Annotated in this window: 17 protein-coding genes and 3 tRNA genes; 3 read left to right on the top strand and 17 right to left on the bottom strand. The window is 61.5% G+C overall.

The window, feature by feature from the left end:
* Positions 1-59: 59 nt before the first annotated feature.
* Positions 60-608 carry a cytochrome b gene (locus TU74_RS02495; protein ID WP_047275522.1) on the top strand — a complete coding sequence of 183 codons (549 nt, stop codon included), beginning with the start codon at positions 60-62 and terminating at the stop codon, positions 606-608.
* Here TU74_RS02495 and TU74_RS02500 read toward each other — a convergent pair.
* Positions 605-1,531, bottom strand: a complete 927-nt coding sequence (locus tag TU74_RS02500) for a 1-aminocyclopropane-1-carboxylate deaminase/D-cysteine desulfhydrase (RefSeq protein ID WP_048374922.1) — start codon at positions 1,529-1,531, stop codon at positions 605-607. The two genes, TU74_RS02495 and TU74_RS02500, sit on opposite strands and share 4 nt — an antisense overlap.
* Before the next feature lie 67 nt (positions 1,532-1,598).
* The gene (locus TU74_RS02505; protein WP_048374925.1) at positions 1,599-3,635 is read right to left on the bottom strand and encodes an NADPH-dependent 2,4-dienoyl-CoA reductase; all 2,037 of its coding nucleotides are present in this window, start codon (positions 3,633-3,635) and stop codon (positions 1,599-1,601) included.
* 211 nt (positions 3,636-3,846) lie between these two features.
* On the opposite strand from TU74_RS02505, the gene TU74_RS02510 reads away from it, so the two are divergent.
* Positions 3,847-4,977, top strand: a complete 1,131-nt coding sequence (locus TU74_RS02510; protein WP_048374926.1) for a carbon-nitrogen hydrolase family protein — start codon at positions 3,847-3,849, stop codon at positions 4,975-4,977.
* Positions 4,978-4,980: 3 nt separating this feature from the next.
* Complete coding sequence (locus TU74_RS02515; RefSeq protein ID WP_048374928.1) at positions 4,981-6,015, top strand: AraC family transcriptional regulator; 1,035 nt, start codon at positions 4,981-4,983, stop codon at positions 6,013-6,015.
* Positions 6,016-6,036: 21 nt separating this feature from the next.
* On the opposite strand, the gene TU74_RS24070 is transcribed toward TU74_RS02515, so the two are convergent.
* The 15 genes from TU74_RS24070 to purF form a co-directional block, all read right to left on the bottom strand.
* Positions 6,037-6,219 (bottom strand): hypothetical protein, encoded by a 183-nt coding sequence (locus TU74_RS24070; protein ID WP_139145704.1) that lies wholly within the window; start codon positions 6,217-6,219, stop codon positions 6,037-6,039.
* Between the two features lie 40 nt (positions 6,220-6,259).
* On the bottom strand, positions 6,260-7,153 hold the full coding sequence (locus tag TU74_RS02520) for a DUF2242 domain-containing protein (protein ID WP_047294278.1): 894 nt from the start codon (positions 7,151-7,153) through the stop codon (positions 6,260-6,262).
* A 135-nt stretch (positions 7,154-7,288) separates the two neighbouring features.
* A complete protein-coding gene (gene pelG, locus TU74_RS02525; protein ID WP_048374930.1) occupies positions 7,289-8,659 on the bottom strand; it encodes an exopolysaccharide Pel transporter PelG in 1,371 nt (456 codons plus the stop codon).
* Entirely contained in the window at positions 8,660-10,177 is a 1,518-nt protein-coding gene (pelF, locus tag TU74_RS02530) for a GT4 family glycosyltransferase PelF (protein ID WP_048374932.1), read from the bottom strand.
* Positions 10,174-11,160, bottom strand: coding sequence for a HEAT repeat domain-containing protein (locus TU74_RS02535; RefSeq protein WP_048374934.1), 987 nt, complete (start codon positions 11,158-11,160; stop codon positions 10,174-10,176). The genes pelF and TU74_RS02535 overlap by 4 nt, the downstream gene beginning before the upstream one ends.
* Positions 11,138-12,502, bottom strand: a complete 1,365-nt coding sequence (locus TU74_RS02540; protein ID WP_047276471.1) for a PelD GGDEF domain-containing protein — start codon at positions 12,500-12,502, stop codon at positions 11,138-11,140. The genes TU74_RS02535 and TU74_RS02540 overlap by 23 nt, the downstream gene beginning before the upstream one ends.
* Positions 12,503-12,507: 5 nt before the next feature.
* Entirely contained in the window at positions 12,508-13,026 is a 519-nt protein-coding gene (locus TU74_RS02545) for a hypothetical protein (protein WP_048374936.1), read from the bottom strand.
* A 28-nt stretch (positions 13,027-13,054) separates the two neighbouring features.
* Complete coding sequence (locus tag TU74_RS02550; RefSeq protein WP_048374938.1) at positions 13,055-16,666, bottom strand: tetratricopeptide repeat protein; 3,612 nt, start codon at positions 16,664-16,666, stop codon at positions 13,055-13,057.
* The gene (locus TU74_RS02555; protein WP_048374940.1) at positions 16,644-19,454 is read right to left on the bottom strand and encodes a bifunctional glycoside hydrolase/polysaccharide deacetylase family protein; all 2,811 of its coding nucleotides are present in this window, start codon (positions 19,452-19,454) and stop codon (positions 16,644-16,646) included. Before TU74_RS02555 ends, TU74_RS02550 begins: the two co-directional genes overlap by 23 nt.
* Positions 19,455-19,995: 541 nt before the next feature.
* A tRNA-Asp gene (locus TU74_RS02560) sits at positions 19,996-20,072 on the bottom strand.
* A gap of 100 nt (positions 20,073-20,172) precedes the next feature.
* A tRNA-Asp gene (locus TU74_RS02565) sits at positions 20,173-20,249 on the bottom strand.
* 55 nt (positions 20,250-20,304) lie between these two features.
* Positions 20,305-20,380: transfer RNA gene (locus TU74_RS02570), tRNA-Val, on the bottom strand.
* A gap of 143 nt (positions 20,381-20,523) precedes the next feature.
* Positions 20,524-21,291 (bottom strand): SDR family oxidoreductase, encoded by a 768-nt coding sequence (locus TU74_RS02575; RefSeq protein ID WP_371057587.1) that lies wholly within the window; start codon positions 21,289-21,291, stop codon positions 20,524-20,526.
* Positions 21,292-21,299: 8 nt separating this feature from the next.
* Complete coding sequence (locus TU74_RS02580; protein WP_047276463.1) at positions 21,300-22,511, bottom strand: O-succinylhomoserine sulfhydrylase; 1,212 nt, start codon at positions 22,509-22,511, stop codon at positions 21,300-21,302.
* A 95-nt stretch (positions 22,512-22,606) separates the two neighbouring features.
* Positions 22,607-24,112: an amidophosphoribosyltransferase gene (gene purF / locus TU74_RS02585; RefSeq protein WP_048374941.1), complete on the bottom strand. Its 1,506-nt coding sequence runs from the start codon at positions 24,110-24,112 to the stop codon at positions 22,607-22,609.
* Positions 24,113-24,118: the final 6 nt, after the last annotated feature.

Genomic DNA, 24,118 nt, shown 5'->3' on the forward strand with positions numbered 1-24,118 from the left:
GTAAAGGAACTCCGTCATACAAGAGCGGAGGCTCAAGACCTGAACCGTGAGGAACACCCATGTCCTGGAAAAGCTCCACCGACCGTTACAGTCGTATGTCCATCGCCCTGCATTGGGTGATGGTGCTGCTGTTTGTACTGATTTACGCCGCCATTGAATTTCGCGGGATTTTTCCGAAAGACAGCGACGGTCGCAACTTGATGAAAGATGCCCACTTCATGCTCGGCCTGACCGTGTTTGCGCTGGTGTGGCTACGGTTGCTGGCACGTACCCTGGGCGTGGCGCCGAAGATCACCCCGCCCCCGCCCGCCTGGCAAACCGCCCTGGCGACGCTGGTGCATTGGGCCTTGTACGTGTTCATGATCGCCATGCCGGTGATGGGTTATCTGGTGCTCAGTTACAACGACAAGTCCGTGTTCTTTTACGGATTCGACCTGCCACCCCTGACCCTCAAGGACGTGGACACCGCCAAACAGATCAAGGGCTGGCATGAGCTGGGCGGCACCCTCGGCTACTGGCTGATCGGCCTGCACGCGCTGGCCGGGCTGTTTCATCATTACGTGATGAAAGACAACACGCTGTTGCGCATGCTGCCTAAACGCAACTAAACAGCTGGCGCAAACCCCCGGCGGCCCTGCAAGCCGCCGGTGTGCACAAACACCACGCGCATGCCTCGCCCCACATGCCCCGCGTCCACAGCCTCTTTGAGCGCCAGCAACGCCTTGCCGGTGTACAGCGGCTCCAAAGGCACGCCACTGTCCAACTCGCTGCGCCGAATAAACGCCAACAGCGCCTCATCGACCCGCGCGAAACCGCCGCGACTGGCCTCGATCAACTGATAGTCACCCACAGGGCTGCCCGCCTGCTGCAACAGGGCGCGCACCGTGGGCGCCACCCCGTGGTCTTCGGGCACCGCCATGGCGCCATAGACCCTGCGCTGCCCGGCTTCAGCCAGCACCAGACCGGCCAGCGTGGTGCCCGTCCCCGCGGCCAGCCACCACGCGTCGTAATCCGCCCAGCCAAGCGCGGCCACTTGGTCACGCACCTGCTTGACCAACGGTGAACACCCTTGCGCGCCCGCCAAACTGGCGCCGCCCTCGGGCACGGACTGCAACTGCGGGTACTGCGCTTGCCACGGCCGCCAGAACTCCGGCGCATGCCGGGCACGATAACCGGCAAACCCCAGCCAATGCAGGTGCATGCCGAAGTCTTGCAGGTCACGGGTGGTGGGGGTTTCTTGAGGGTGCCCGCGCAGCAGGCCGACGGTGGTAAAACCAAAGCGTTTGCCCGCCGCCGCCAAGGCGTGCAGATGATTGGAGTGTGCGCCGCCCAGGCTGATCAACCCGTGAGCCCCCGCTGCATGGGCCGCGCGCAGCGACTGATGGAGCTTGAACCACTTGTTGCCACTGACCAGCGGGTCGATCAGGTCCAGACGCAAGACAGCAACCTCAACCCCGGCCCTCGCCAGCCAGTCGAGGTGCAAAGGCTGCAAGGGCGCATAGGGCTCCCAATCAATCAACGGCACACGCACGGCACTCTCCGCTCAAAAATGAACGGAGTTTAAACCATCGGCTTTTTGATGGCCGCTACCGCCGCGCTTACAACTCGGCCGCCAGACGCGAGCCCTGATTGATCGCGCGCTTGGCATCCAGCTCGGCCGCCACATCCGCGCCGCCAATCAGGTGCACAGACTGCCCGGCCGCCTCGAGCCCGGCCTGCAAGTCACGCAGCGGGTCTTGCCCGGCGCAGATCACGATGTTGTCCACGGCCAGCAATTGCGGCTCGCCGTCGCCGATGCGGATATGCAGACCGTCGTCGTCAATGCTCAGGTATTCAACGCTGTTAAGCATTTGCACGCGCTTGTTTTTAAGCCCGGTGCGGTGGATCCAGCCGGTGGTTTTACCCAGCCCGTCGCCCACCTTGGTTTTCTTGCGTTGCAACAGGAAGACCTGACGCGCAGGCGCCTCAACCTGAGGAGTGATACCGGCCACGCCGCCGCGGGCTTCAAGGCGTGTGTCGATGCCCCACTCCTTCCAGAACGCCTCGCGGTCCAGACTGGTGGACACGCCCTGATGCACCAGAAACTCCGACACGTCGAAGCCGATCCCGCCCGCGCCGATCACCGCCACGCTGGCACCCACTGGTTTGCGCCCAAGGATCACGTCCAGATAACTCAGGACTTTAGGGTGATCTACGCCCGGAATATCGGGGGTGCGCGGCGCAATACCGGTGGCCAGAATGATGTCGTCGAACCCGCCCGCCACCAACTGTTCAACCCCCACGCGGGTGTTGAGGCACACCTCGACCCCGGTGGTCTGCAGCAAACGCTTGAAGTAGCGCAGGGTCTCAACGAACTCTTCCTTGCCCGGCACGCGCTTGGCCACGTTGAACTGGCCGCCGATCTCGCTGGCCGAATCGAACAGCGTCACCTGATGGCCGCGCCCGGCCGCGACAGTCGCCGCCGACAGCCCGGCAGGCCCGGCACCGACCACGGCGATTTTTTTTACATGGGTGACAGGGAGGTAGTTGAGTTCGGTCTCGTGACAGGCGCGCGGGTTGACCAGGCAACTGGTGAGCTTGCCGCCAAAGGTGTGATCCAGACATGCCTGGTTGCAACCGATGCAGGTGTTGATTTCATCGCTGCGCCCGGCAGCGGCTTTGTTGACGAACTCGGGGTCGGCCAAAAACGGTCGCGCCATGGACACCATGTCGGCATCGCCCTCGGCCAGAATCTGTTCGGCAATGTCGGGGGTGTTGATGCGGTTGGTGGTAATCAGCGGCACCTTGACCGCACCGCGTAATTTGGCCGTGACTTTGCTGAACGCGCCGCGCGGCACTTTGGTGGCGATGGTCGGGATGCGCGCCTCGTGCCAGCCGATACCAGTGTTGATCAGGGTCGCACCGGCCTGCTCGACGGCCTGCGCCAGTTGCACGATTTCGTCCCAGACACTGCCACCTTCCACGAGGTCCAGCATCGACAGGCGATAAATGATGATGAAGTTCGGCCCGACCGCTTCGCGCACCCGACGCACGATCTCCACCGGCAGGCGCATGCGGTTTTCGTAGCTGCCGCCCCAACGGTCGGTGCGGTGGTTGGTGTGGGCCGCGAGAAACTGGTTAATGAAATAGCCTTCGGAGCCCATGATTTCGACACCGTCGTACCCGGCGCTTTGGGCCAGACGGGCACAGGTGACGAAATCGCTGATCTGCTTCTCGATCCCGGCTTCGTCCAGTTCCTTGGGCTGGAACGGGTTGATCGGCGCCTGAATCGCGCTCGGCGCGACCTGGCGCGGGCTGTAGGCATAACGCCCGGCGTGGAGGATCTGCAGGCAGATCTTGCCCCCGGCGTCGTGGACCGCGCGGGTCACAACCACATGCTTCTCGGCTTCTTGCGCAGTGCTGAGCTTGGCCGCGCCGCTGTACACGCCACCTTCATCGTTGGGGGCGATACCGCCGGTGACCATCAGGCCGACGCCGCCGCTGGCGCGTTCGGCAAAATAAGCGGCCATGCGCTCAAAGCCGCCGGGCTTTTCTTCAAGGCCGGTGTGCATCGAGCCCATCAGGGTGCGATTGCGCAACGTGGTGAAACCCAGATCCAGCGGGGCCAGTAAATGCGGGTAGTGAGTGGCAGTCATCAGGTTGCTCCACAACAGGCTGATTCACGGAACGCGGGATGCTCTGCGGCGCCCGTCGTTGAATGACAGGCACAGTAAAGCCCTGCCCGACCCCACTCAATGACCCAAAGTGACAAATTATTAACCCAATTGCGCAGCCCCTCTTGGCAAGCGCGCAGGCGCCACCTACCCTAGACGCCGAATCCCGCAATGGCTGTCTGCTCTATTTCTCATGCGTAAATTAATTGGCTGCACCTTACTGATCGCCGTTGCCGCCGCTGCAGGCGGGTACGCGTACTGGACCGAGCAACGCGACGTCGGCCATTACCTGTCCGACTTGCGGGTCGAGCTGGCACTTAACGACGGCGTCGACACCGGGCGTGGCAACCTGCTGGGGATCGAGCCGTTGCTGTCGCCCCGCGACTATCAAAGCCTTGATCTCCTGCATCTGAAGCTGGCGACGTACTTGAACAAGGCCCGCGACGCTGGCTTGCTCAACGAAAAAACCATCGTGGTGATGCCCGAACACATTGGCTCATGGCTGATGTTTCGCGGCGAAAAAGACGAGCTGTATCAAGCCGCAAACCTGAATGAGGCCATGCACTGGCTGGCCATCAGTAACCCGCTGAGCTTCGCCCGCGCCTGGCTGGGGGCCGAAGGCGAAAGCCGCCTCAACGACGCCCACTTGCGCATGAAAGCCAACCCCATGGCCGCCGACTATCAGGCCCTGTTCGGCGGGCTGGCCAAAGAATTTGGCGTTACCCTGGTGGCAGGCAGCATCGCCCTGCCCGACCCCCGCATTGAGAACGGCACCCTGCAGGCGGGCACCGGCGCGCTGTACAACAGCAGCGTGGTGTTCGACCGCAATGGCACGCCGATAGGCAAGCCTCAGCGCCAGTTGCTGCCCACCTACGAAGAACAGAGCTACATCCAGCCCAGCCCGGACCACCAGTTGAACGTGGTGGACACCCCGGCCGGGCGGCTCGGGATTCTGGTGGGCAGCGACAGCTGGTACCCCGACAACTACCGGTTGCTGAACGAGCAACAGGCGCAATTGATCGCGGTGCCCGCTTTCGTGACCGGCAAAGACACGTGGGATAACCCGTGGGGCGGCTATAAAAGCGTGTCGACGCCCAGCGAAATCAGCCTCAAACCCGGCGAAGTCAGTGAGGGCGCGGCCTGGCATCGTCTGACCCTGATCAGCAGCGTGCCCACCAGCACCGCCGAAGCCGGGATCACGGTGTTTTCCCAAGGCCGGTTCTGGGACAAACACAGCGTCGGCCAGAGCTTTATCAGCCGCAACGGCATCACCAGCCCGGACGGGCCCGTCTCCACGGCACGTTTGCTCAACCTCTGGCTGTAGCTGATGAAGCCGTTGCCGATGCGTTTGGGGGATTTGTCGGTCGGTTTCGTGCAGCAACTGGCGGATGCGGTGCGCAGCTGCGGTCATGACCCCTTGCCTTTGCTCGACCAGTACGGCCTTGATGCGGCGCGCTTGAGCCAGCCGATGGCGCGGCTCTCGATCCCGCGCTACATGCGCCTGGGGCATGCGGCGATTGCCTTGACCGGCGACCCCGCGCTGGGTTTGCGCATGGGGCAACTGAGCCGCCTGAGTCAGGCCGGGCTGGCCGGTGTCACGGCCGCGCAAGCCCCGACGGTAAGGGAAGCAGCGCGCACCCTGATCCGCTTCGAGGCCCTGTACGGTTCCAACTACCGTGGCCAGTCGAGCCTGCACGAAGATGCCCAGGGCGCCTGGCTGCGCTTTTACTCCATCAGCCCGTACAACGCCTATAACCGCTTCGTGGTGGATTCGATCATCTCGGGCTGGCTGCATCAATTGTCCGCCGTGGCCGACCGCCCGTTGACCTGCGAACACATCGAGATCGAGTTCAGCGAGCCTGAATACGCCGAGCAGTACAGCGTGCTGAGCCACAACCCGGTGCGCTTTCGGGCCGACACCAACCAGTTACGCCTCAATCACGCCACACTTGATCGGCGCAACCCGCAGCATTGCCCCAGCACCTGGGCGTACCTGCTGCAGTTGTGCGAGCGCGAACTGGAGCAACTGACCCGCACCCGCAGCCTGCGCGAGCGCATCACCCAGTTGTTGGGGCCGCTGCTCAACGGCGGTCGGGAACCTGATCTGGAAGAAGTGGCCGCACGCCTGAAACTGCCAACCTGGACCCTGCGCCGCAAGCTGACGGAGGAAGGCACGCGGTTTCGCGCCATTCTCAATGACACACGTCGCGACCTCGCCATGACCTATATCCGGGACACCGAACTGGCCTTTGGCGAAATCGCGTATTTGTTGGGGTTTGCCTCAGCCGAGGCGTTTCAGCGTGCCTTCAAGCGCTGGAACGCTGAAACACCCGGAGAGTTCCGCCGCCGCCAGCGCCAGTGAGACGACCGTGCGCGGTGCCGATCAAAGCTCGGTGGCGTCGTCGGCGGGCTCCAGCGGGTCCAGTTGGGACGCCTGATACTCCAGCAGTTCTTCCTGATAATCGTCCATGTCGGCATCCTTCTGCGTCTGTTGTCGTATTCGTTCGAGCGTAAAGTGCCCGCATGAAGGAATCGTGACACCTTCGCAAACACTTTTATCGCTCAACTGTAAACGTAGCAGATCATTTCAGATTTAACGGCCCGATTTATTGCGCTGGAGCAGGTTCCGGGCTGGCCGGTGCCGTGACGGGCGCAGGCTCTGTCACCGGGTGCGGCGTTTCAGGCACAGGCGCGTCCGGAGCCGGGGCCGCTGGTGCGGTCGGCGCGCTCACCTCAGGGGTGACAGGGACTTCAATCGGCGTGATGGGGGCTGCTTCTGCCGGCGGAACCACCGGCTGCGACCCTACGGGCTCGACCGCTGGCGGTGCGCTCACCGGCGTTACGGCGGGCGCGACGACGGCCGGGGTTTGGGGCGTCAGTGCCGCAGGTGCCGCGTCGACTTTGGCAGGCGCGGTCTCGGGCACCCCCAGATCAGCCTCGGGTTTTTCTTCGATATGCGCGGCTTTCTTCACCTCTTTGGGCAGAAAGACTTCTACCAGGGAGAAGAAACGGTCATAAAACTGCGCCGACGATACGGTTTCGCTGGCCACCTTAACCATCGAATCATCGGTTGAACCGATTGGCATCGACACCGAGCCCAACACCCCGACCCCCAGGCTGGCGGAGTTGTTGACCTTCTTCAGCGCATAACGGTCCTGCAAGGCATTGGCGAACATGGTCGAGTGATGCGCCGCCCCGCCGTCATCGGCACACACCACGTTAAAGCTGATCTCCAGATGGCTTTCACCGGTTTGCTGGAAGCTTTTATGGCCGCTGATCATTTTCGGATCACGGCTGGTGATGATGTAACCCTGACTGAGCAAGGCGCGGCGTGCGGCCTCGCACGACGCCTTGTCGGCCACCGGGTAATTGCGCGAGAACGTGCCGGAGTCATCGAAGTTTTCATGCTCATAGATCGCGGTTTTCTGCGTCGAGCAACCTGCGAGGCCGCTCAGCACAAAGGCCACAACCGCGGTCCGCAAGGGGAATGACATAGACATTGAACATCCTGAAGAGAACAGTACGGGCGAATGCGCGCAGTTTGATCGGATGACGTGCCCAGAACAAGTCGAAGATGCGGCCTGTGGTCGCTGGACAGGCCAATGACCACCGTACTCGCAGGCCGCGTTTCCCGCTTAATGGCTGAGCATGAAGGTGTGGTACTCAAGGTCATCCAGCGCCGTCGACAACTGCTGCAACGCCACCCATACGCACACCAGCAACGACAAGGTAAACCCGTAACCGAAGAAACTCGGACCCAGGTACAGGCTGAGCAGGGTCAAAGCGCCGTTGAGCAGCACAAACATCACACACAGCTTGAGTACGATGGCCCGCTTGTCGAGGTAGAAAAACACGTTCAGCAGCGCCATGAACACCACCTGAATGCTCACCCCCACCAGATCGATGTAAAACAACGGCAAGTAGTAACTGGAAATCCCCAGCCATTCGAGCAAGTACGGCGCAAACAGGAACAACAGCACCGCCGTCAGCCCCTGCACTTTGCAAATCTCCAGCAGCCCTTGCTGGATCGACAGCGTCATCTCTGTCTTGATCTGGCCGATATGCTGCAACGTCTCCCCTTCGCGGATCGCCCGGAACAGACGGTCGTACCACTGCGCAAAGTCGGTTTCGATACGGACCAGGAACACCGCCATGCCGGGGATGATCGCCAGGTACGCGAGGAAGATCGGCAAGTCGTACAGCACCGACGAGCGCATCGGGCCGATCACCGCGCTGGAGGTGGCCGGGTTGAACCAGAAGATGAACTTGTCGATCCAGATCCCCAGGTTGTAGCAGAGCCCAGTCAACAGCAGGCTGGTGAACACCTGACGCCGGTCCAGAAAGTCGAACGCCACCAGTGTATCGGCGCGGTATTCGCGCAGGATGTCGTAGAGGTACAGGAACAGCAGCGCACCGTGGCCGATCAACAGCGCCAGCAGCAAACCGTTGATCCCCATGAAGCTCAACAGCCAGGCACTCAGAACCATCAGCGCATAGCCCACCAGCATCACCAGCAAAATCCGGTTATAGGCCTTCATCCCCGACAGAAAGATGATCACCAGCCACAGGTTGCACAGGGTCACAAAATTGGCCAGCACCAGCAGCCGGTACATCAACGGCTCGTCAAACAGCGCCCACAGCAACAGCGCGCCCAGCCCCCCCGAACTCAGGGTGACGAGCAGCAGCACTCCCACCAGATTGGGCAAGATCCGCGAGAATTTGCGTTCAAACAGCCGGTCGGAGACGAAACGGGTGAAAAACAGTTGCAGGCCACCCGTGAGGATCAACGAGGTGGCCATCAGGTAAGTCACGGTGATCAAAAACTGCCGGACCAGCATTTCCGGCATCAACAACCCGAGGCTCAACACCCCCACCAGCATCACGCTGACAATCGACAGCACCCACGGCCCCGAGCTGATCAGCCCGGCGTATACATAGGCATGCAAGGTCGCGGTGTACGTGTCGCGCGACAGGATTTTGCGCAGTTCAAAACCGATGCCAGCCATTCACACCGCCTCCATGGCTGCGCGGTACAGGGTGCGATAACGCTCGAACATCAGATTTTCTCCGTAATAACGATGCACCCGCTGCAAACCGCTGGCTTGCGCGGCCTGCCAGCGTTGCGGGTCGCGCAGCAGGCCGAGAATGGCGCGGGAGGTGGCTTGCGGATCGGCAATCGCCACCACTTCCCCGGCCAGCCCCAGGTCGCGGTCTTGGGCAATGCCGCCTTCGATCAACTCACGGCACGAGCCCACGTCGCTGGAGACCACGGGAATCCCCGCCGCCCAGGCTTCCAGAATGACCAGTGGCTGGGCCTCACTGATGGAGGTCAGCACCATCAACCCCACTTGCGGCAGGATGTTTTGAATGCTCTGGAAACCCAGAAACAGCACGTTGTCTTCCAGCCCCAGGCTGGACACCAGGCTGCGGCACTCGCTGACGTAAGCCGGGTCTTCCTCTTCGGGGCCGACAATCCAGCCCTGCACGTGCGGCATGGCGCTGACCACGCCGCGCAGGGCGCGGATAAAGGTTTTCACGTCCTTGATCGGCACCACGCGACCAATCAGCCCCACCACCGGCAAGAGGCCGTCAGGGCGGGCCTGCAACGCGGCCGTCCATTTCGGCAAGTCGATGCCGTTTGGGATCACTTGTGTACGCGCCGCATCGGCACCGTCCTTGATCTGCCGCTGACGGTTGCCGTCATACAAGGCAATGATGTTGTCGGCGTGGTCGTAGACCAGCCGCCCAATGCGTTCAAAGAAGCGGATCCACAGGGTTCGCATGTAACCGGTGCCGGTGTCCAGGCTGCCATTGAGGGCCTGCTCACTGCTTTCTGCGATCCAGCTGGCCTGAGCCAGGTCGATCTTGCGCTCCTTGGTGTAAATGCCGTGTTCGCTGAGCAGGTAACGACACCCCCAGCGCTGCTTGAGGATGCAGCCCACCAGCCCCGCATACCCGGTGGAAATCGCATGCAAAACCCGCGCCCTCGGCATGTCGCGGGCGGCCTCGGCCAGCATCAGCAAGGGCGACTGCATCGAACGCACGGTCCAGAAATAATTGACGAACGAAGGATCGCTACAGTGCTGGAGATAGTCCGCGCTCAGGGTTTCCCAACTGGCGCGGCTGCGTAGCACGTCCGCCAGGCTGAGGCGATCCTGTGCCAGCGCGTCGAGTAGCTGCTGGCCCTGTGCCACATCGGGCGCGTCAGGGTGGTGCAAAAAGCGGTACAGGTTGGCCAGTTCCGGGGCAATGGCCTGCTCGCGGGTGGTGCCCGGCGAGCAGCCTTGCCAGGCGTCTTCAAGGAACACCTCCTGGATGTGCACCACGTTCGGCGGGATGTCGTAGTTGCGGCGGCTATAGGCGTTACGTTGCCCGCCGATGAACAGCACCGAAAACGTGACTTCGGGCAATCCCAGCAGCATCTGGTGAATCCAGCTTGAGACCCCGCCGCGTACGTACGGCCAGGTGCCTTCCAGCAACAGGCAAACATCCGCCATTGGCGCATCATGTGGGGGTGTGTTCATAACCAGCACCTAGCGAGGTCGGCAAAGGGGGGGCGACGCAACAGGTCGGCGGGCAAGGCCGCCAGCAAAGACGGAATTTGCGCGTAATGCCCGGCCCTGAAGGCAATTTCAGCGTGAAACGGAATCAACAGCGAGGTGTCGATACCGGCCTGTTCGGCGGCCTCCAGATGCATCAGCGCACTGTCCAGCGCATCCATTTCCAGCGCAATACGTCCTGCCAGCAGGTGCAACTCGCCGCCCTCACCTGCGCGCAAGCCTTGCTCGGCATGTTCGCGCGCCTGATTGAGCACGTGTTCGAGCACACTGCCTTGGGCCAGCCCCAGATAGGCCAGCTCCCAGTACCAGCGCGCCAGTGTCGCGTGCAAGGCCGCCCGGGCTGGCGGTTTGGCGAAGGGCAGCTGTTTGAGGTCGGCCTGGATGCGCTGATTGATGTCGTTCTCCTGCTTGTCGAGCATCGAATACGCCAGCAAACGCACGTCATCACTGGGGTCAGCCAGGGCCAGTTTGAGAATCGGGATCGCGTCTCTGCCCGGCATGCGCCGCGTACTCAGCAGCGCCGACAGGCGCAGATCCGGGTCGGGTGCGTGACGCAGGACGTCCTGTAAACCGCCATCGCGAAACATTGGCGAATGCAGCGGTTGCGACCGGAACGGCAACTTCGGGATGCCCAGCGCCTGCCAGGCTTGCTGCTCACGAGGACGGGGCCAATACAGCGCCGGAAAGATCACGCACGCGACACCCAAGGCGCCGACCACCGGGATAAAAAACACCAGTGAAAACAGAAACAGCGGGCTCCAGGGCAGGGGCTGGCGATAGCGCGCGGGCAGCAGCATCCAGACCCCGGCGCACAGCATGCCACTGGCCATCCCATGGGCGATCACATACAGCACGAACGCCTGCCCCGGCGGCAGGTCGACCCAGAGGCTGGACCAACTGCTCGCCTCCAGCATTACCCCAAGGCTAAATAGCCACTTGCTGATCATTCAGGCCACACTCGTTGAACAGGAAGTTACGCAAGCCGCCGCGCTCGCACGCGGGCTCCAGGGTGTACGCGAATGCGCGAACGCCCAGGCTTTGCAAGGTGTGTTGCTGACCGAAATGTTCGTGCACCAACGTGTTCAGACGCGTCAGGTAACCTTCGGCGCCCTCGGCACTGGTCAGCGGTAACAGCACCAGCAGCCCATCATGGTCGCGCTGGTTGCGCACGTTCAGTTGCAGATCGAGCCCGCGCTGGCTGCGTTCAAACAGGCTGAGCAATGGCGGGTTGGGTTCGGTCAGCTCGAAGAAGAACAGGCACGCTGACAAGTCGTGCTGTTGCACATCGATCAAGGATCGCTTGAGTTGCTGGGCAAAGTGTTGCGCGTCGGCATCCGGCAGTTGCAGGCTCAGGTGGTCACTGCTCAGCAAGTCAGCGATATGCCCGGCCAGCAATGCGAGCAAACTCAGGGTGCGCTCCTGAAACGCGAAGAACGGCATCTGGCGCACGGCCAGAATCGCCAGCACTCGCCCCTCGGTGTCCATCAGCGGCACGCACACCTGCAACGACGAAAAATCACTCTGCTCGCCGTTGTCAGTCAGGTTGCTGCGCACACTGACCAACTCGTTGCGTTCAAGGCACAAGGTAATCAGCGGGTCGTGCACCGACAGCGGGCCCATCACACCGAGGGTGGCCAAGGGCTCATCTTGAACCCGGCGTTGCGCATCCACCGGGTATAGGCCCGCTACCCGCAACGACCCGTACTGGCCCAGGATCGCCACAATCGGTTCGGCCAGGGCCACCAGCGGTTGCGGGGTGCCTTGCAGCGTGCGCAACCGTTCGCGCAAGCCCAGCAATGAGCTGCGCAGGCTTTGATCGCTGCCCGCGACCCGCTGCTCCAGCCGGTCATGGGAAACCCGCAACACCTGATGGTGCCGGGTGAACTCGTCGAGGCGGTACTGGCGATAATTGTTGGCCATCTGCAAACGCTGCAAACGCCGGTCCCACAAGTCGCGCACTTCGCCCACCACCATGGTGCAGACCAAAATACCGACGATGAATGAAGGCGAAATCTCGGCGTACAGCGGCCACCCTTGTTGGCGCAAGACGAAAAACGCCATCACGATCAGGCACGCGCTGCTGACCCCTCGCACAAACCCGTAGCGCACGCTGATCAACAGCGGCGCCAGCAGGGGCCAAGGGAACTCGCCACGCACTTGCAGCGGATCGTCGGGGGTCAGCCACAGGCCAAGGCCGAGCGCCAGCGCGGTGATGACCAGCGTTTCAAGCCAAGAGCCGAGGCCCTGGGTTCTTGGCGCCAGGCTGAAATCCATATGGGGGGAATTCATCTCAGTTACTCGATCCGAAGGCCGCCGACCAGTTTGTTCAGCACTTTCTGCGCAGAACCGGCCAGGCTTTCACGTGACCAACCGGCGCGCGCACCACTTTCGCTCCACAGCACACGGCCGGTGGCCGGTTCGATGACCCGAAGGCTGATCCCCACCGCCGGTTCGCCATCCAGACCGTTCTTGTACTGCCACTCTTCGACGCTGCCCGCCACCACGTAATCGAGCTTCTGCTGACGCGCCCAGTCCATGGCGCCGCTCAAGCGCTCGTTGTCGTCCAGCAGGGCTTGCTCGCCCTGCTCGCCCACCGGGTACACCTGGGGGTGCAAGCCTTTGCTGCTCAATACGCTGAGCAGGATTTGCTCGCTGCGTTCACCCGCCTGCGGGGTTTGCGAATAGTTGACCAGTGGCACCACGCCCCACTGGGCACTGCGGGACAAGGTCGGGCTGTTTTTACCGGTGAAGCTGCTGCACCCGGCGATGAGCAACACGCTCATGACCAGCGTCAGGTTTCGGATTGTTTGCATCGTATTTCTCCACATCATCATTGATAGATCAGCGCCCAAACCGCAGGCCATAGCTCACGCCCAACGTGCCACCGGCACCCGCGCCGCCCTGAGGCGAAGACTGGTAACCGAACGTGAATGCCAGTTCGTCATCGCCCAGCACCTCCATGCCCAGGCCTGTGTCCACGCCCCAGTTGAAGGTCTTGTCGACCCACTGCCAGCCCGCCGTCACGTCCACCAGCCAGGTGTATTGCGCCTTGGTGCGGTTCAACGCCCCCGGCATGCCACGCCGCCATGAACTGCCGACATACACCTGGCCATAACGCGCTTGCAGCAAGTCACGGGCCGTGAGCGGCGACGTAACGTCCACGGCGCGCGCGCCAATCACCTGGCCCTCGTCATCTTCGATGGGCTCTGGCTCGTAGCTCGGTTTGAGGAAGGCCGTGAGGTCGTTCAGCTCACCGCTTTTGAGGGTATTGCGCTGATAATCGGCACCGGCACGCACCACCCAGTTGGGGCCTTCGAATTCCAGGGTATGGGCCAGTTCCAGCTTGGCCTCCTGCCCGGAGCCCAGCGCATCGCCTGTACGGGTCGAAAAGCGGTTATGCGACAGCGCCCAACTCAATTGGTCCCGCGCCGAGAAACCGTGCTGGCCCTTGACCCACACCCCGTCGTGCTGACCGAAGGCGCGCATCAATCCGGTTTCGTCGCTCTGGCGATGCCAGTCGAGGCCGGTTTCGATCTCATCGGTTGCACTCAATTGCCACGCTCGGCTCAGGCCAACGCCGTTGCGGTCGTGATCCTTGCGGGTGCTGAGGTCGGCAATCAGGCTGTAACTGCCGTCACTCAGTTGACGGCGCAAGGTGAGCAGCGCGTTGCGCTCCTGACCCAACTCGCCATCGCGCAGTTGATCGCTGTCATAGCGCCCCTGGCCCAGCACCAGGCTGGCGTACCAGTCGTCATTGAGGTGGCGCGCGACCGTCAGTTGCGGACCGGTGATGTCCAGCCCGCCAAAATCCTTGCTCTGCCAGCTCAACTGAATGCCTTGCGGCGTGCGGTCAAGAATCTCGACGGCCTGACGCCGCAATTGCTCGCGAATCAGGGCCGACTGCTCGTCCCCCAAGGCCGACAACCCCACGCTCAGGGCGTGACCGTCATGGCCCAGTTGACTGAGGGCCTCGACTTGTTGCGCCGGGTCCAGTTCGCCGCTGGCCAGCAGTTGCTTGAGCATGTCGCGATTGCGGTCACGCAGCGCTTGCTGGATCAGTTCAAAGCGGTCGACTTTCAGGCCCTGGCTGCGCGCCCAGGCCAGCCAGTCATTTTTCTGGGCCGATTGATTGGTTTCGTCCAGCCGCGCCAGCAGGCGCTCGAACCACAGTTGCAACATCGCCGGCGAGCCGTCCTGCCATTGCAACGCCTTGTTCTGGGCCAAACGCGCCGAATAGCTGCTGGCCAACAGGCGCAGCCACATCGAATAACGTTGAGAGGCTTCAAGCCCCGGTTGCAGGTCCACGGTCCGGGTCAACTGCAAGCGCAAACGCTGCGCGGCTGCCAACGCGCCGGACGCTTCCAGCGCGTCGGCATAACCGGCCTGCACCAGCCAATCCTGTGGGTTGGCCTTGAGGTACAGGCGATACCAGGCCAGCGACTCGCGGGTGCGCCCAACCATCTGGCTGGCACTGGCAAACGGCAACCACAGCAGGTTGTCGTTACGCGCCCGCGCCCGCCATTTTTGCAGCAATGGGCCAATCTCAGCCGTGCGGCCCTGATCGATGTACAGCCACAGCAAGCGCTCGCGAAACAGGTTGTCATCGTCGTAACGCGCCAACCCCTGCTTGAGCAGGTGCTCAGCCTCGGGGAAGCGGTGCTCGTGTACGGCCAACGCCGCGCGGGCCGCCAGCACTTGTTCCTGATCGTTGGCCTGTGGCCATGCCTGCGCGCTGTCGAGCAATGCACTCACTTGAGCCCAGTCCTGCAGCTCCTGCGCCACTTGCAACGCCACCACCAGACGCTGCGGGTTATGGGTTTTGTTCCAGCTTGCAATCATCAGCGCCAGTGCCTTGTGCGGCGCACGCTTGCGGTACAGGTTGGCCAGTTGCTCCTCTTCGCCGTAATGCAGCGAGCCCTTGATGGCCAGCAGCCTTTCGAGGGCTGGCTGCAAGTCATCGTCGCGCTCCAACTCCCACGCCAATGCCGCGCGCAGCGCCCAATACTCGGGGTCTTCAATGCCCTGGTTATCGATGTCCAGCACCTGCCACGCCCCTTGGGTATCAAAAAACCTCAGGTGCGACCCGGCCCAGTCCACGCGCTCGGTGACGGTGATCGGAAAATGCTTCGCCATCGCCTGCATGACCACGGTCTTGGCCGGGTATTGCTCGGTGTTTTCCAGATTCTGGCTCAGGCGCACCCAGGCCAGACGCTGCTCCGGGTATTTTTTCAAACTGGCACGCAGCACCGCCTCGGCCAGTTGCGGCGTGCCCCGCTGTTCGTGGGCAAACACCAGCGCATCCAGCTCGGGGCCGGTCAGGCTGCGTGTGTCCAGAAGGCGGGTGAGTAACGGGATGCCGTGGTCGAAATCAAACAACTGGATCGACAACCGCCACGCATGCTCATACGCCGCCGGGTCATCCTGCAGTTTGAGGTAGGCCATCCAGTAATCCAGCGCCTGATAGTTGTCGCCCTTCCACTCGCCCAGTCGGGCCATTTGCTGCAGGAACGCAGCATCGCCGGCTTCGATTTGCAACAACTCTTGCCCCACACGCCAGGCGCCGTCCTGATCGCCAAACGCCAGGCGCAAGCGGAACTCCTTGCGTAACGCGGCAAGGTTGCCCGGCTGCAAGGTGCGCCACTGCTGGAGAAGCGCTTGCGCTTCCTGCAACTGGTCGTGGGCGATGGCCGCTTCAACGCCTTGCTCCAGCCAATGCGGATCGCTGACAGGATCGTTGAGTTGCGCCACTTGTCGACCCAACAGCGCCGCCGCTTCAGCGCCGCGGTCTGCCGCGATCAAGGCGTCGAAGGCTTGGCGCAGGTAGTGTTTGTGTTGTTCGGGCGTGCTACTGGACGCTTCCAGTTGCAGGTACAGGTCGGCGGCACGGCCGGGTTGTTCACCCGCCATCGACCATTGCGCGGCACTGCTTAACCACGCCAGGCGCCGGGCCGGGTCTCGCTCGGCCAGCTCGGCATAGCATTGCCCCGCCAGGCCCGGCGCTTGCAGCACCAACAGCAACTGTGCCATGCGCTCCAGTGCCGCTATCGGCAACTGAGCGCGATCCAATGTGCTCAAGCGCTCGACTAACGCAGTGCGGGCGGCGTCATCGGCGTCCTTGGGCAACGTCAGTTGATCGAGCTGCAACGCGTACAAGCGGGCCACCGTGGTATTGGGGTGCGGCCATTGGTTCAGGTGTTTGCGCGCTCTGGGGTACTCGCCCAAGGTGATCAGCAGGTCCAGCAGTTTGATCCGCAACGCATCGTCTTGTGGGTGCGCGGTGAGCAACAGTTCCGCGTAGTTGGCCGAGACGGCGTCCGGCTGACGGTTGTCCGGCAAGAACACGCTTTCCTGTTGAAAGGTCATCCACAGCAGTCCGCCGACCGCCACGGCCACCACCCCCAGCGCCCATGGATTGAGCAGGCGGGTCTTCTTACTGGCAGAGGAGTTGGGCATCACTCACCTGCTTGATCGGTAATGAGAAGAACCACAGGCCATTTTCCGCCCGGGGGGAATAGCGCTGCCCTTTGATCTCGACATGGCACGGCCCTGCGGCCCGCACTGAAAACTGAATGTCGAACTCACCGGCAAACGCGAACGTGATGCGGCCGTCGTCCTCATATCGCCAGGCGCTGAGCGGCACGTTGGCCTCCTCCAATGCCGGGCGCGGGTCGCGATCCAGGCGCAGGGCCAGCAAGGCGCGATCGCGGCTCAAATGCACGTATCGGCCTTGCGGCAGGTCGCGGACCCCGGCCACACCTTGAGAACGGGTCATGTCTGGCCAGCCCATCTGCGGGTCGATGCGCACGGTGCGCAAGGCGTTCATGCCGAGTATTTGCCAGTCACCGTCGGCTGTGCGCGCCAGGCTCGATTCATACAGGCCGCGCACCCGTGGCAGGTAGTCGCTCATCCAAAGCGAGATCGGCTGTTGCTTGATCATGAAGGCATAGATGTCATCCATGACCTTGATCGAGGCCTGCTTGGTGCCGGAATAAAAGTGGTAATACAGGTGCAAGCCGCGCAAACGGCGCGGTTTGTCCGTCAACTCGAACGTGTCGATGACGTCGCGAAAGCCGTAGAACGGGCCCTTCCACAGGTTGGTGTACATGTTTTCGTTAATGATCGGGGCATAGATCTGCAAGCCGCCTGCGGTGGGCCGCAACAACGGCGAGAGCCCGGTCAGTGACGGGTTGGCGTGGGTGATGATGGTGGTGCCGCCGTTCACATTTTGCAGGCCCGCTTCATACGCGTATTGAAGGGTGGCTTCGTCGGGCAACGCATCGCCGGGCCAAAAAATCATCTTCACCGGCTTTTGCGCGGTGGTCAGGTTGTTGTTGATGTAATCGCGCGAACCAAACACTTCGCGACGAAAGTCGATTTTGTCGTACCCCGGGATTTTCATGTTCAGGCCATATTCGGGATGGAAGCCGTCTTCTTTCATGGCTTTTTCCGGCTGCATGAAGAACGGGTGACTAAAGGTATGGGTGGCCACCTCGACTTTAGGGTCGGCAAAAATAGTCCGGGCGATGGGTTCCAGTTCTTTGGCCAGGAACGGGAACATGCCGCGTGGGGAGATCTCCCCTTCGATGATCGACACCGAGGTCAGGAACGGATGAGGCTTGATAAACAGGTCCAGCACCGACTTCCCTGCGTAGGGCGTGCCCCGGATCTCTGCGCGGGACGGAAAACCGTCACCGTCGATGTGAACTGTCGCAATACGTCGACCGTTTTCCGTGGTGGTGTCGGGGCGCGGTTGCAGTGGCAGGCGCAATGCGCGCTGGATGAACGCGAACGGATCGATGATCCAGCGGCTGGCTTCGCCATTGGACTCCACCAAATACGGCGCCATGACCATGCCGCCCCACTCGCCAATGGCGACCGGCGCAAATTCGTTGCCTTTGTCGTCGGCCAGTAACAGACCCGGCTTCGGGCCACCCGGCAAAATCGACAACGGCGTCAGTTCGCGGGTGCGCAGCCTTAAGGGCGCTTCGAAACCGCCGATCAACGACGCGTCTTGCGACAGCAACGTCAGCGAGGTCGGGGCACTCTGCACTGACTGGTGCAACCCGAGGCGCTTGAGCAGCACGGCGTTTTCAATCGGCATGCCGGCCAGAAACACCAGTGGCACGTCTTCATCCAGACGTTGGGTGATCCAGGCATTGAAATGCTGTGCATCCTGCGGCGGGCCGGTGTTCATCCAGCTCACCACCCCGGCATAGACGCCCTTGAAACGATGGGCCGGCAGCGGTTTGTCGACCGGGAAGTAGTCAATCCGGTAGCCCAGGTATTCAAGCAGACCACCGAGCATCACATGCCCGGCGTTGACCGTCAGGTCCCCTTCACGCGGGTCATACAGCATGGCGATGCGGCGTGGCTGGACTTCAAGGGTGCTGACGCCCAGGTAGTCGAGTTCCGGGGTGGTCACGAACGGGATAAAGCCTTCATCGCGTAATTGACGGGCCAGTTTACGTGCCTGCTCACGCTGATTCGGCGGCAGGTAATCAATGGCGACCAGCGGCATGCCTTTGTCGCGCAGCGGTTTGAGATGGGTCTCCAGCCACTCGCGGTCGGCTTGCGAGACAGGCCGATAGCGCTTGGCCCCGGCGTCCCAGCCTGCGTGTATCGACTCGACCGCCACGGCAGCGGCTACACCGTCGAGTTCAGGCAACACTTCGAAACCGCGGTTAAAGAACAGCTTGAGCTTCGGTTCACGGGCATGCAGTTCACGCAGAAAACTGGCCAGCGCAGTTTGCTGGCCGGGCCATTGCGAGGGCGGCAGCAGTTGAAAGCTGTCCAGCGTGTCGAGAAACAGACCGGCATACCCTTGCGCTTGCAATTGATGAGCACGCTCGAACAGATGATTGCGCCATTGGGGTGATGTCAGGTCCATCACCTGGCTGTTCCAGGCCTTGTTGCGCTTGGCACTGGCGCCTTTGTCCAGCCCGAGTTCAGTCAGGCTGCCACGGTCGCCATCGAACTCGCCTACAGAGAGATAGGCAAACGGCTGACTGCCTAGTTGGCGAATACGCGCGACGTCTGCGGTGGACACATGACCGGACTCAACGACCGCCCATTCAAACTGTGCCAGCTCCTGCAGCGGGGGATTTTCTGCGTACCAGAACGCCACGCTGCGGGGCGCGGGTTCAGCCGCTTGGCTGGCGGTGCCGGTGATGCACAGTGAAAACGCTGCAAACAAGCGTAAAGCGACGGTACACGCACGCCTCCTGCGAAACTTATGCTCCATAACGAACGTTTGACCTTAATGACCGAATCCAGGGCAGTTATTGCAGTGCGGTCACCTCGGCATTCTCAAGGCGATCATGCGTCCTAGGCTGATTGAACACGGGAATAGCCCTGGCGACGGCGTTGCCGACGCAATGAGGTATGGCCCCTGAGCAGTCAATCGGACACAGCACTGCGCACCAATTGCGGGCAATCCTATGGATCCAAAATTCGGAGATCCAATTGGTTTTTTTATATCAAACCGGAATAAACGCCGTTTTTTTGACGACTTTAGCGTGAGCTAGAAAATCCAACTGGATTAGCTGGAAAATCGACACGACCGGGAAAGTAGCTGATTAGACGCTTGCCATTCGATCGAATAGGGAAAAAGAGGCCATTCAGCTTGTTTGACTGGCATCCATTCCGGATACGCAGCACAGGGGAAGGGAAATGGCTTGAACGTGTATTGGGTGGGCGGGATGCAAAATCGCAGGCACAAAAAAAGCGACCCTGAGGTCGCTTGATTTTTAGCTTCAGAGAGTTCAAGGGCTCTGAGGCGAATATGGCGCAGCGGACGGGACTCGAACCCGCGACCCCCGGCGTGACAGGCCGGTATTCTAACCGACTGAACTACCGCTGCGTATCGCTCGGACTTGCGTCCGTTTGTAACAGTTAAACCGTGACTGAAAGGCTTCGGTGCTTTTCAATCGCAAATCAGGATCACCTGATTTGTAAAAATATGGCGCAGCGGACGGGACTCGAACCCGCGACCCCCGGCGTGACAGGCCGGTATTCTAACCGACTGAACTACCGCTGCGCGTCGGTTGGTGTTCTCTTCAGAACGACCTTTCTCTTGCGAGAAACTCAAGAAGTGGTGGGTGATGACGGGATCGAACCGCCGACCCTCTGCTTGTAAGGCAGATGCTCTCCCAGCTGAGCTAATCACCCTTTGCTTCGTTGAGGCCGCGAAATTTACGCACCTATCGAAGCTAAGTCAAGGACGAGATTGAACTTTTTAAAAAAAAAGCAGAAATCGATAATCCCTGACTATGGCCCAATCACCTTGCGTATCCATTCAGACCACAAGACACCTAAGCGTCATACACCATTTTTTTACTCATGCCGCCATCGACCACGAACTCTTGCCCCGTTACAAACCCGGCATTGCGCGACAGCAACCAGGCCACCATCGACGCCACGTCTTCCACTGTCCCGACCCTGCCCGCGGGATGCTGCGAATGATCGGTATCGGCCAGTGGCTCAGCACGGCGCACGGACGGATCGCGGGCATCAATCCAGCCCGGACTCACCGCATTGACCCGGATCTCCGGCCCAAGGCTGATGGCCAGTGCATGCGTCAACGCCAGCAATCCCCCTTTACTCGCGACATACGCCTCGGTGTCGGGTTCGGACTGGCGGGCACGGGTGGAGGCCAGGTTGACGATAGCACCGCAGTGCGCCCGCAGGTACGGGGCGCAATGCTTGGCCAGCAGCATCGGCCCGGTCAGGTTGACCGCCAATACGCGGTTCCAGTGTTCGAGGTCGAGGCTTTCAAGGGTCATGTTGTGCGGATCCGCAATGGCGGCGTTGCACACCAGCGCATCCAGACGCCCGAACTGCCCCAGCACCTGCGCCACGCACTGAATAACGTCCGACTCCTGTGCCACATCCATCGCCACAAACCAGGCGTTTTCGCCCAGCACCTTGGCCACTCTGGAGCCGCGTGCGCGGTCAATGTCCGTGAGCACCACCTGCCAGCCTTCGCTGACCAGCCAGGCGGCAATCCCCAGGCCAATGCCCCGCGCAGCCCCGGTCACCAGTGCCACGCGGCCGTTTCCCCCCGCCGATGTTTCGAGAATCAGGTCCGTCACAGTGCGGCAAGGCCTCGTGCCAGGTCCGCCTGCAAATCAGCCACATCCTCAAGACCCACCGCGATGCGGATCAGGCTGTCACGGATACCGGCCGCTTCACGCTCCTGAGGTGCCAGGCGGCCGTGGGACGTTGTGGCGGGATGCGTGATGGTGGTTTTACTGTCACCCAGGTTGGCGGTGATCGAAATCAGGCGAGTGGCGTCGATAAAGCGCCAGGCACCCTCCTTGCCACCCTTGACCTCAAAGCTGACCACGGCGCCAAAACCGCGCTGCTGGCGCTGGGCCAAAGCATGCTGCGGATGGCTCTTGAGACCGGCGTAATGCACTTTCTCGATGCCGTCCTGCTGCTCCAGCCACTCGGCCAGGGCCAATGCGCTGGCGCAGTGGGCACGCATGCGCAGGTTGAGGGTTTCCAGCCCCTTAAGGAAGATCCAGGCATTGAACGGGCTCAAGGTCGGCCCCGCAGTGCGCAGGAAACCCACCACTTCTTTCATCTGTTCGCTGCGACCGGCGACCACGCCGCCCATGCAACGGCCCTGCCCGTCGATGAACTTGGTGGCCGAATGCACCACGATGTCGGCCCCCCACTTCAGCGGCTGCTGCAAGGCCGGGGTGCAGAAACAGTTGTCCACCACCAGCATCGCGCCCTTGGCATGGGCTACTTCAGCGAGCGCGGCGATGTCGACCAGCTCAGCCAACGGGTTCGAGGGGGACTCGACAAACAGCAATTTGGTGTTGGGCTTGATCGCGGCATCCCAACCCGATACCTCGGCCAGAGGCACGTAGTCGACCTGCACGCCAAAACGCTTGAAATACTTTTCGAACAGGCTGATGGTCGAACCGAATACGCTACGCGACACCAGAATATGATCGCCCGCGCTGCACAGGCTCATGACCACCGACAGGATCGCCGCCATGCCGGTGGCCGTGGCCACTGCCTGCTCGGCGCCTTCCAATGCCGCAATGCGCTCTTCAAAGGCGCGCACCGTGGGGTTGGTGTAACGCGAATAGACGTTGCCGGCTGCCTCGCCCGAGAACCGCGCAGCCGCATCGGCTGCGGTGCGGAACACGTAGCTGGAGGTCAGGAACATGGCGTCGCCGTGCTCGCCCTCAGGTGTACGGTGCTGACCCGCACGTACGGCCAAGGTGTCGAACGCTACGCCTTCAAGGTCGCTGTCCAGCCGACCGGCATCCCAATCCTGACTCATGCTGCCCACTCCTTGCTGTAATGACTGCTGTGTATTGGCTACTTTGCGTATCGGAAAAATGCAAACCGGCCCCTCGGGGCCGGTTCGGTGAAGCGTTAGTTGTTGTAGATGCCGATGGTGGCACCCACCCCCTGCGCAATCACCTTGGAGGCATCGTTGCGCGCACGCTCGATACGCTCCAGGTAGTTGTCATCGATGTCACCCGTTACGTACTTGCCATCGAACACCGCGCAATCGAATTTTTCGATCTTGATCTTGCCACCGCCCACGGCGTCGATCAGGTCAGGCAGGTCCTGATAGATCAGCCAGTCTGCGCCGATCAGATCAGCGACATCCTGGGTGGTGCGATTGTGTGCGATCAACTCGTGCGCACTCGGCATGTCGATGCCATACACGTTCGGGTAGCGAACCGCCGGTGCGGCCGAGCAGAAATACACATTCTTGGCACCCGCTTCGCGGGCCATTTGAATGATCTGCTTGCAGGTGGTCCCGCGCACGATCGAGTCATCGACCAGCATCACGTTCTTGCCACGGAACTCAAGTTCGATGGCATTGAGCTTCTGGCGCACGGATTTTTTGCGTGCCGCCTGGCCCGGCATGATGAAGGTACGGCCGATGTAACGGTTTTTGACGAAGCCTTCGCGAAATTTCACGCCCAGGTGGTTGGCCAGCTCCAGAGCCGCCGTACGGCTGGTGTCCGGGATCGGGATGACCACATCGATGTCGTGCTCAGGACGCTCGCGCAGAATCTTGTCAGCCAGCTTTTCACCCATGCGCAGACGGGCTTTGTAGACCGAAACGCCGTCGATGATGGAATCCGGACGCGCCAGGTAAACGTGCTCAAAGATGCACGGCGTCAACTGCGGGTTGGCCGCGCATTGGCGGGTGTGCAGCTTGCCATCTTCTGTGATGTAGACCGCTTCGCCGGGCGCCAGGTCGCGAATCAGGGTGAAACCCAGTACATCCAGCGAAACGCTTTCAGAGGCGATCATGTACTCCACGCCTTCGTCCGTATGACGCTGGCCGAACACGATCGGGCGAATGCCGTTAGGGTCGCGGAAACCGACGATGCCGTAACCGGTCAGCATCGCAACCACGGCGTAACCGCCACGGCAACGGTTATGCACGTCGGTGACGGCGGCGAATACGTCTTCTTCGGTGGGCTGCAGCTTGCCGCGCTGGGCCAGCTCGTGCGCGAACACGTTCAGGAGCACTTCCGAATCGGAGTTGGTGTTGACGTGACGCAAGTCAGATTCGTAGATCTCCTTGGCCAGTTGCTCAACGTTGGTCAGGTTGCCGTTATGCGCCAGGGTAATGCCATAGGGCGAGTTCACATAAAACGGCTGAGCTTCAGCTGAAGTCGAGCTACCTGCAGTCGGGTAGCGAACGTGGCCGATGCCAACATTCCCGACCAGGCGCTGCATGTGACGCTGATGAAACACGTCACGAACCAGCCCGTTGTCCTTGCGCAGAAATAACCGGCCGTTATGGCTGGTTACAATACCGGCAGCATCCTGGCCGCGGTGCTGGAGGACGGTTAGCGCGTCATACAGCGCCTGATTGACGTTCGACTTACCGACGATACCGACGATGCCACACATGCGACG

The sequence above is a fragment of the Pseudomonas lundensis genome (genome assembly GCF_001042985.1).
Lineage (GTDB): Bacteria > Pseudomonadota > Gammaproteobacteria > Pseudomonadales > Pseudomonadaceae > Aquipseudomonas > Aquipseudomonas lundensis.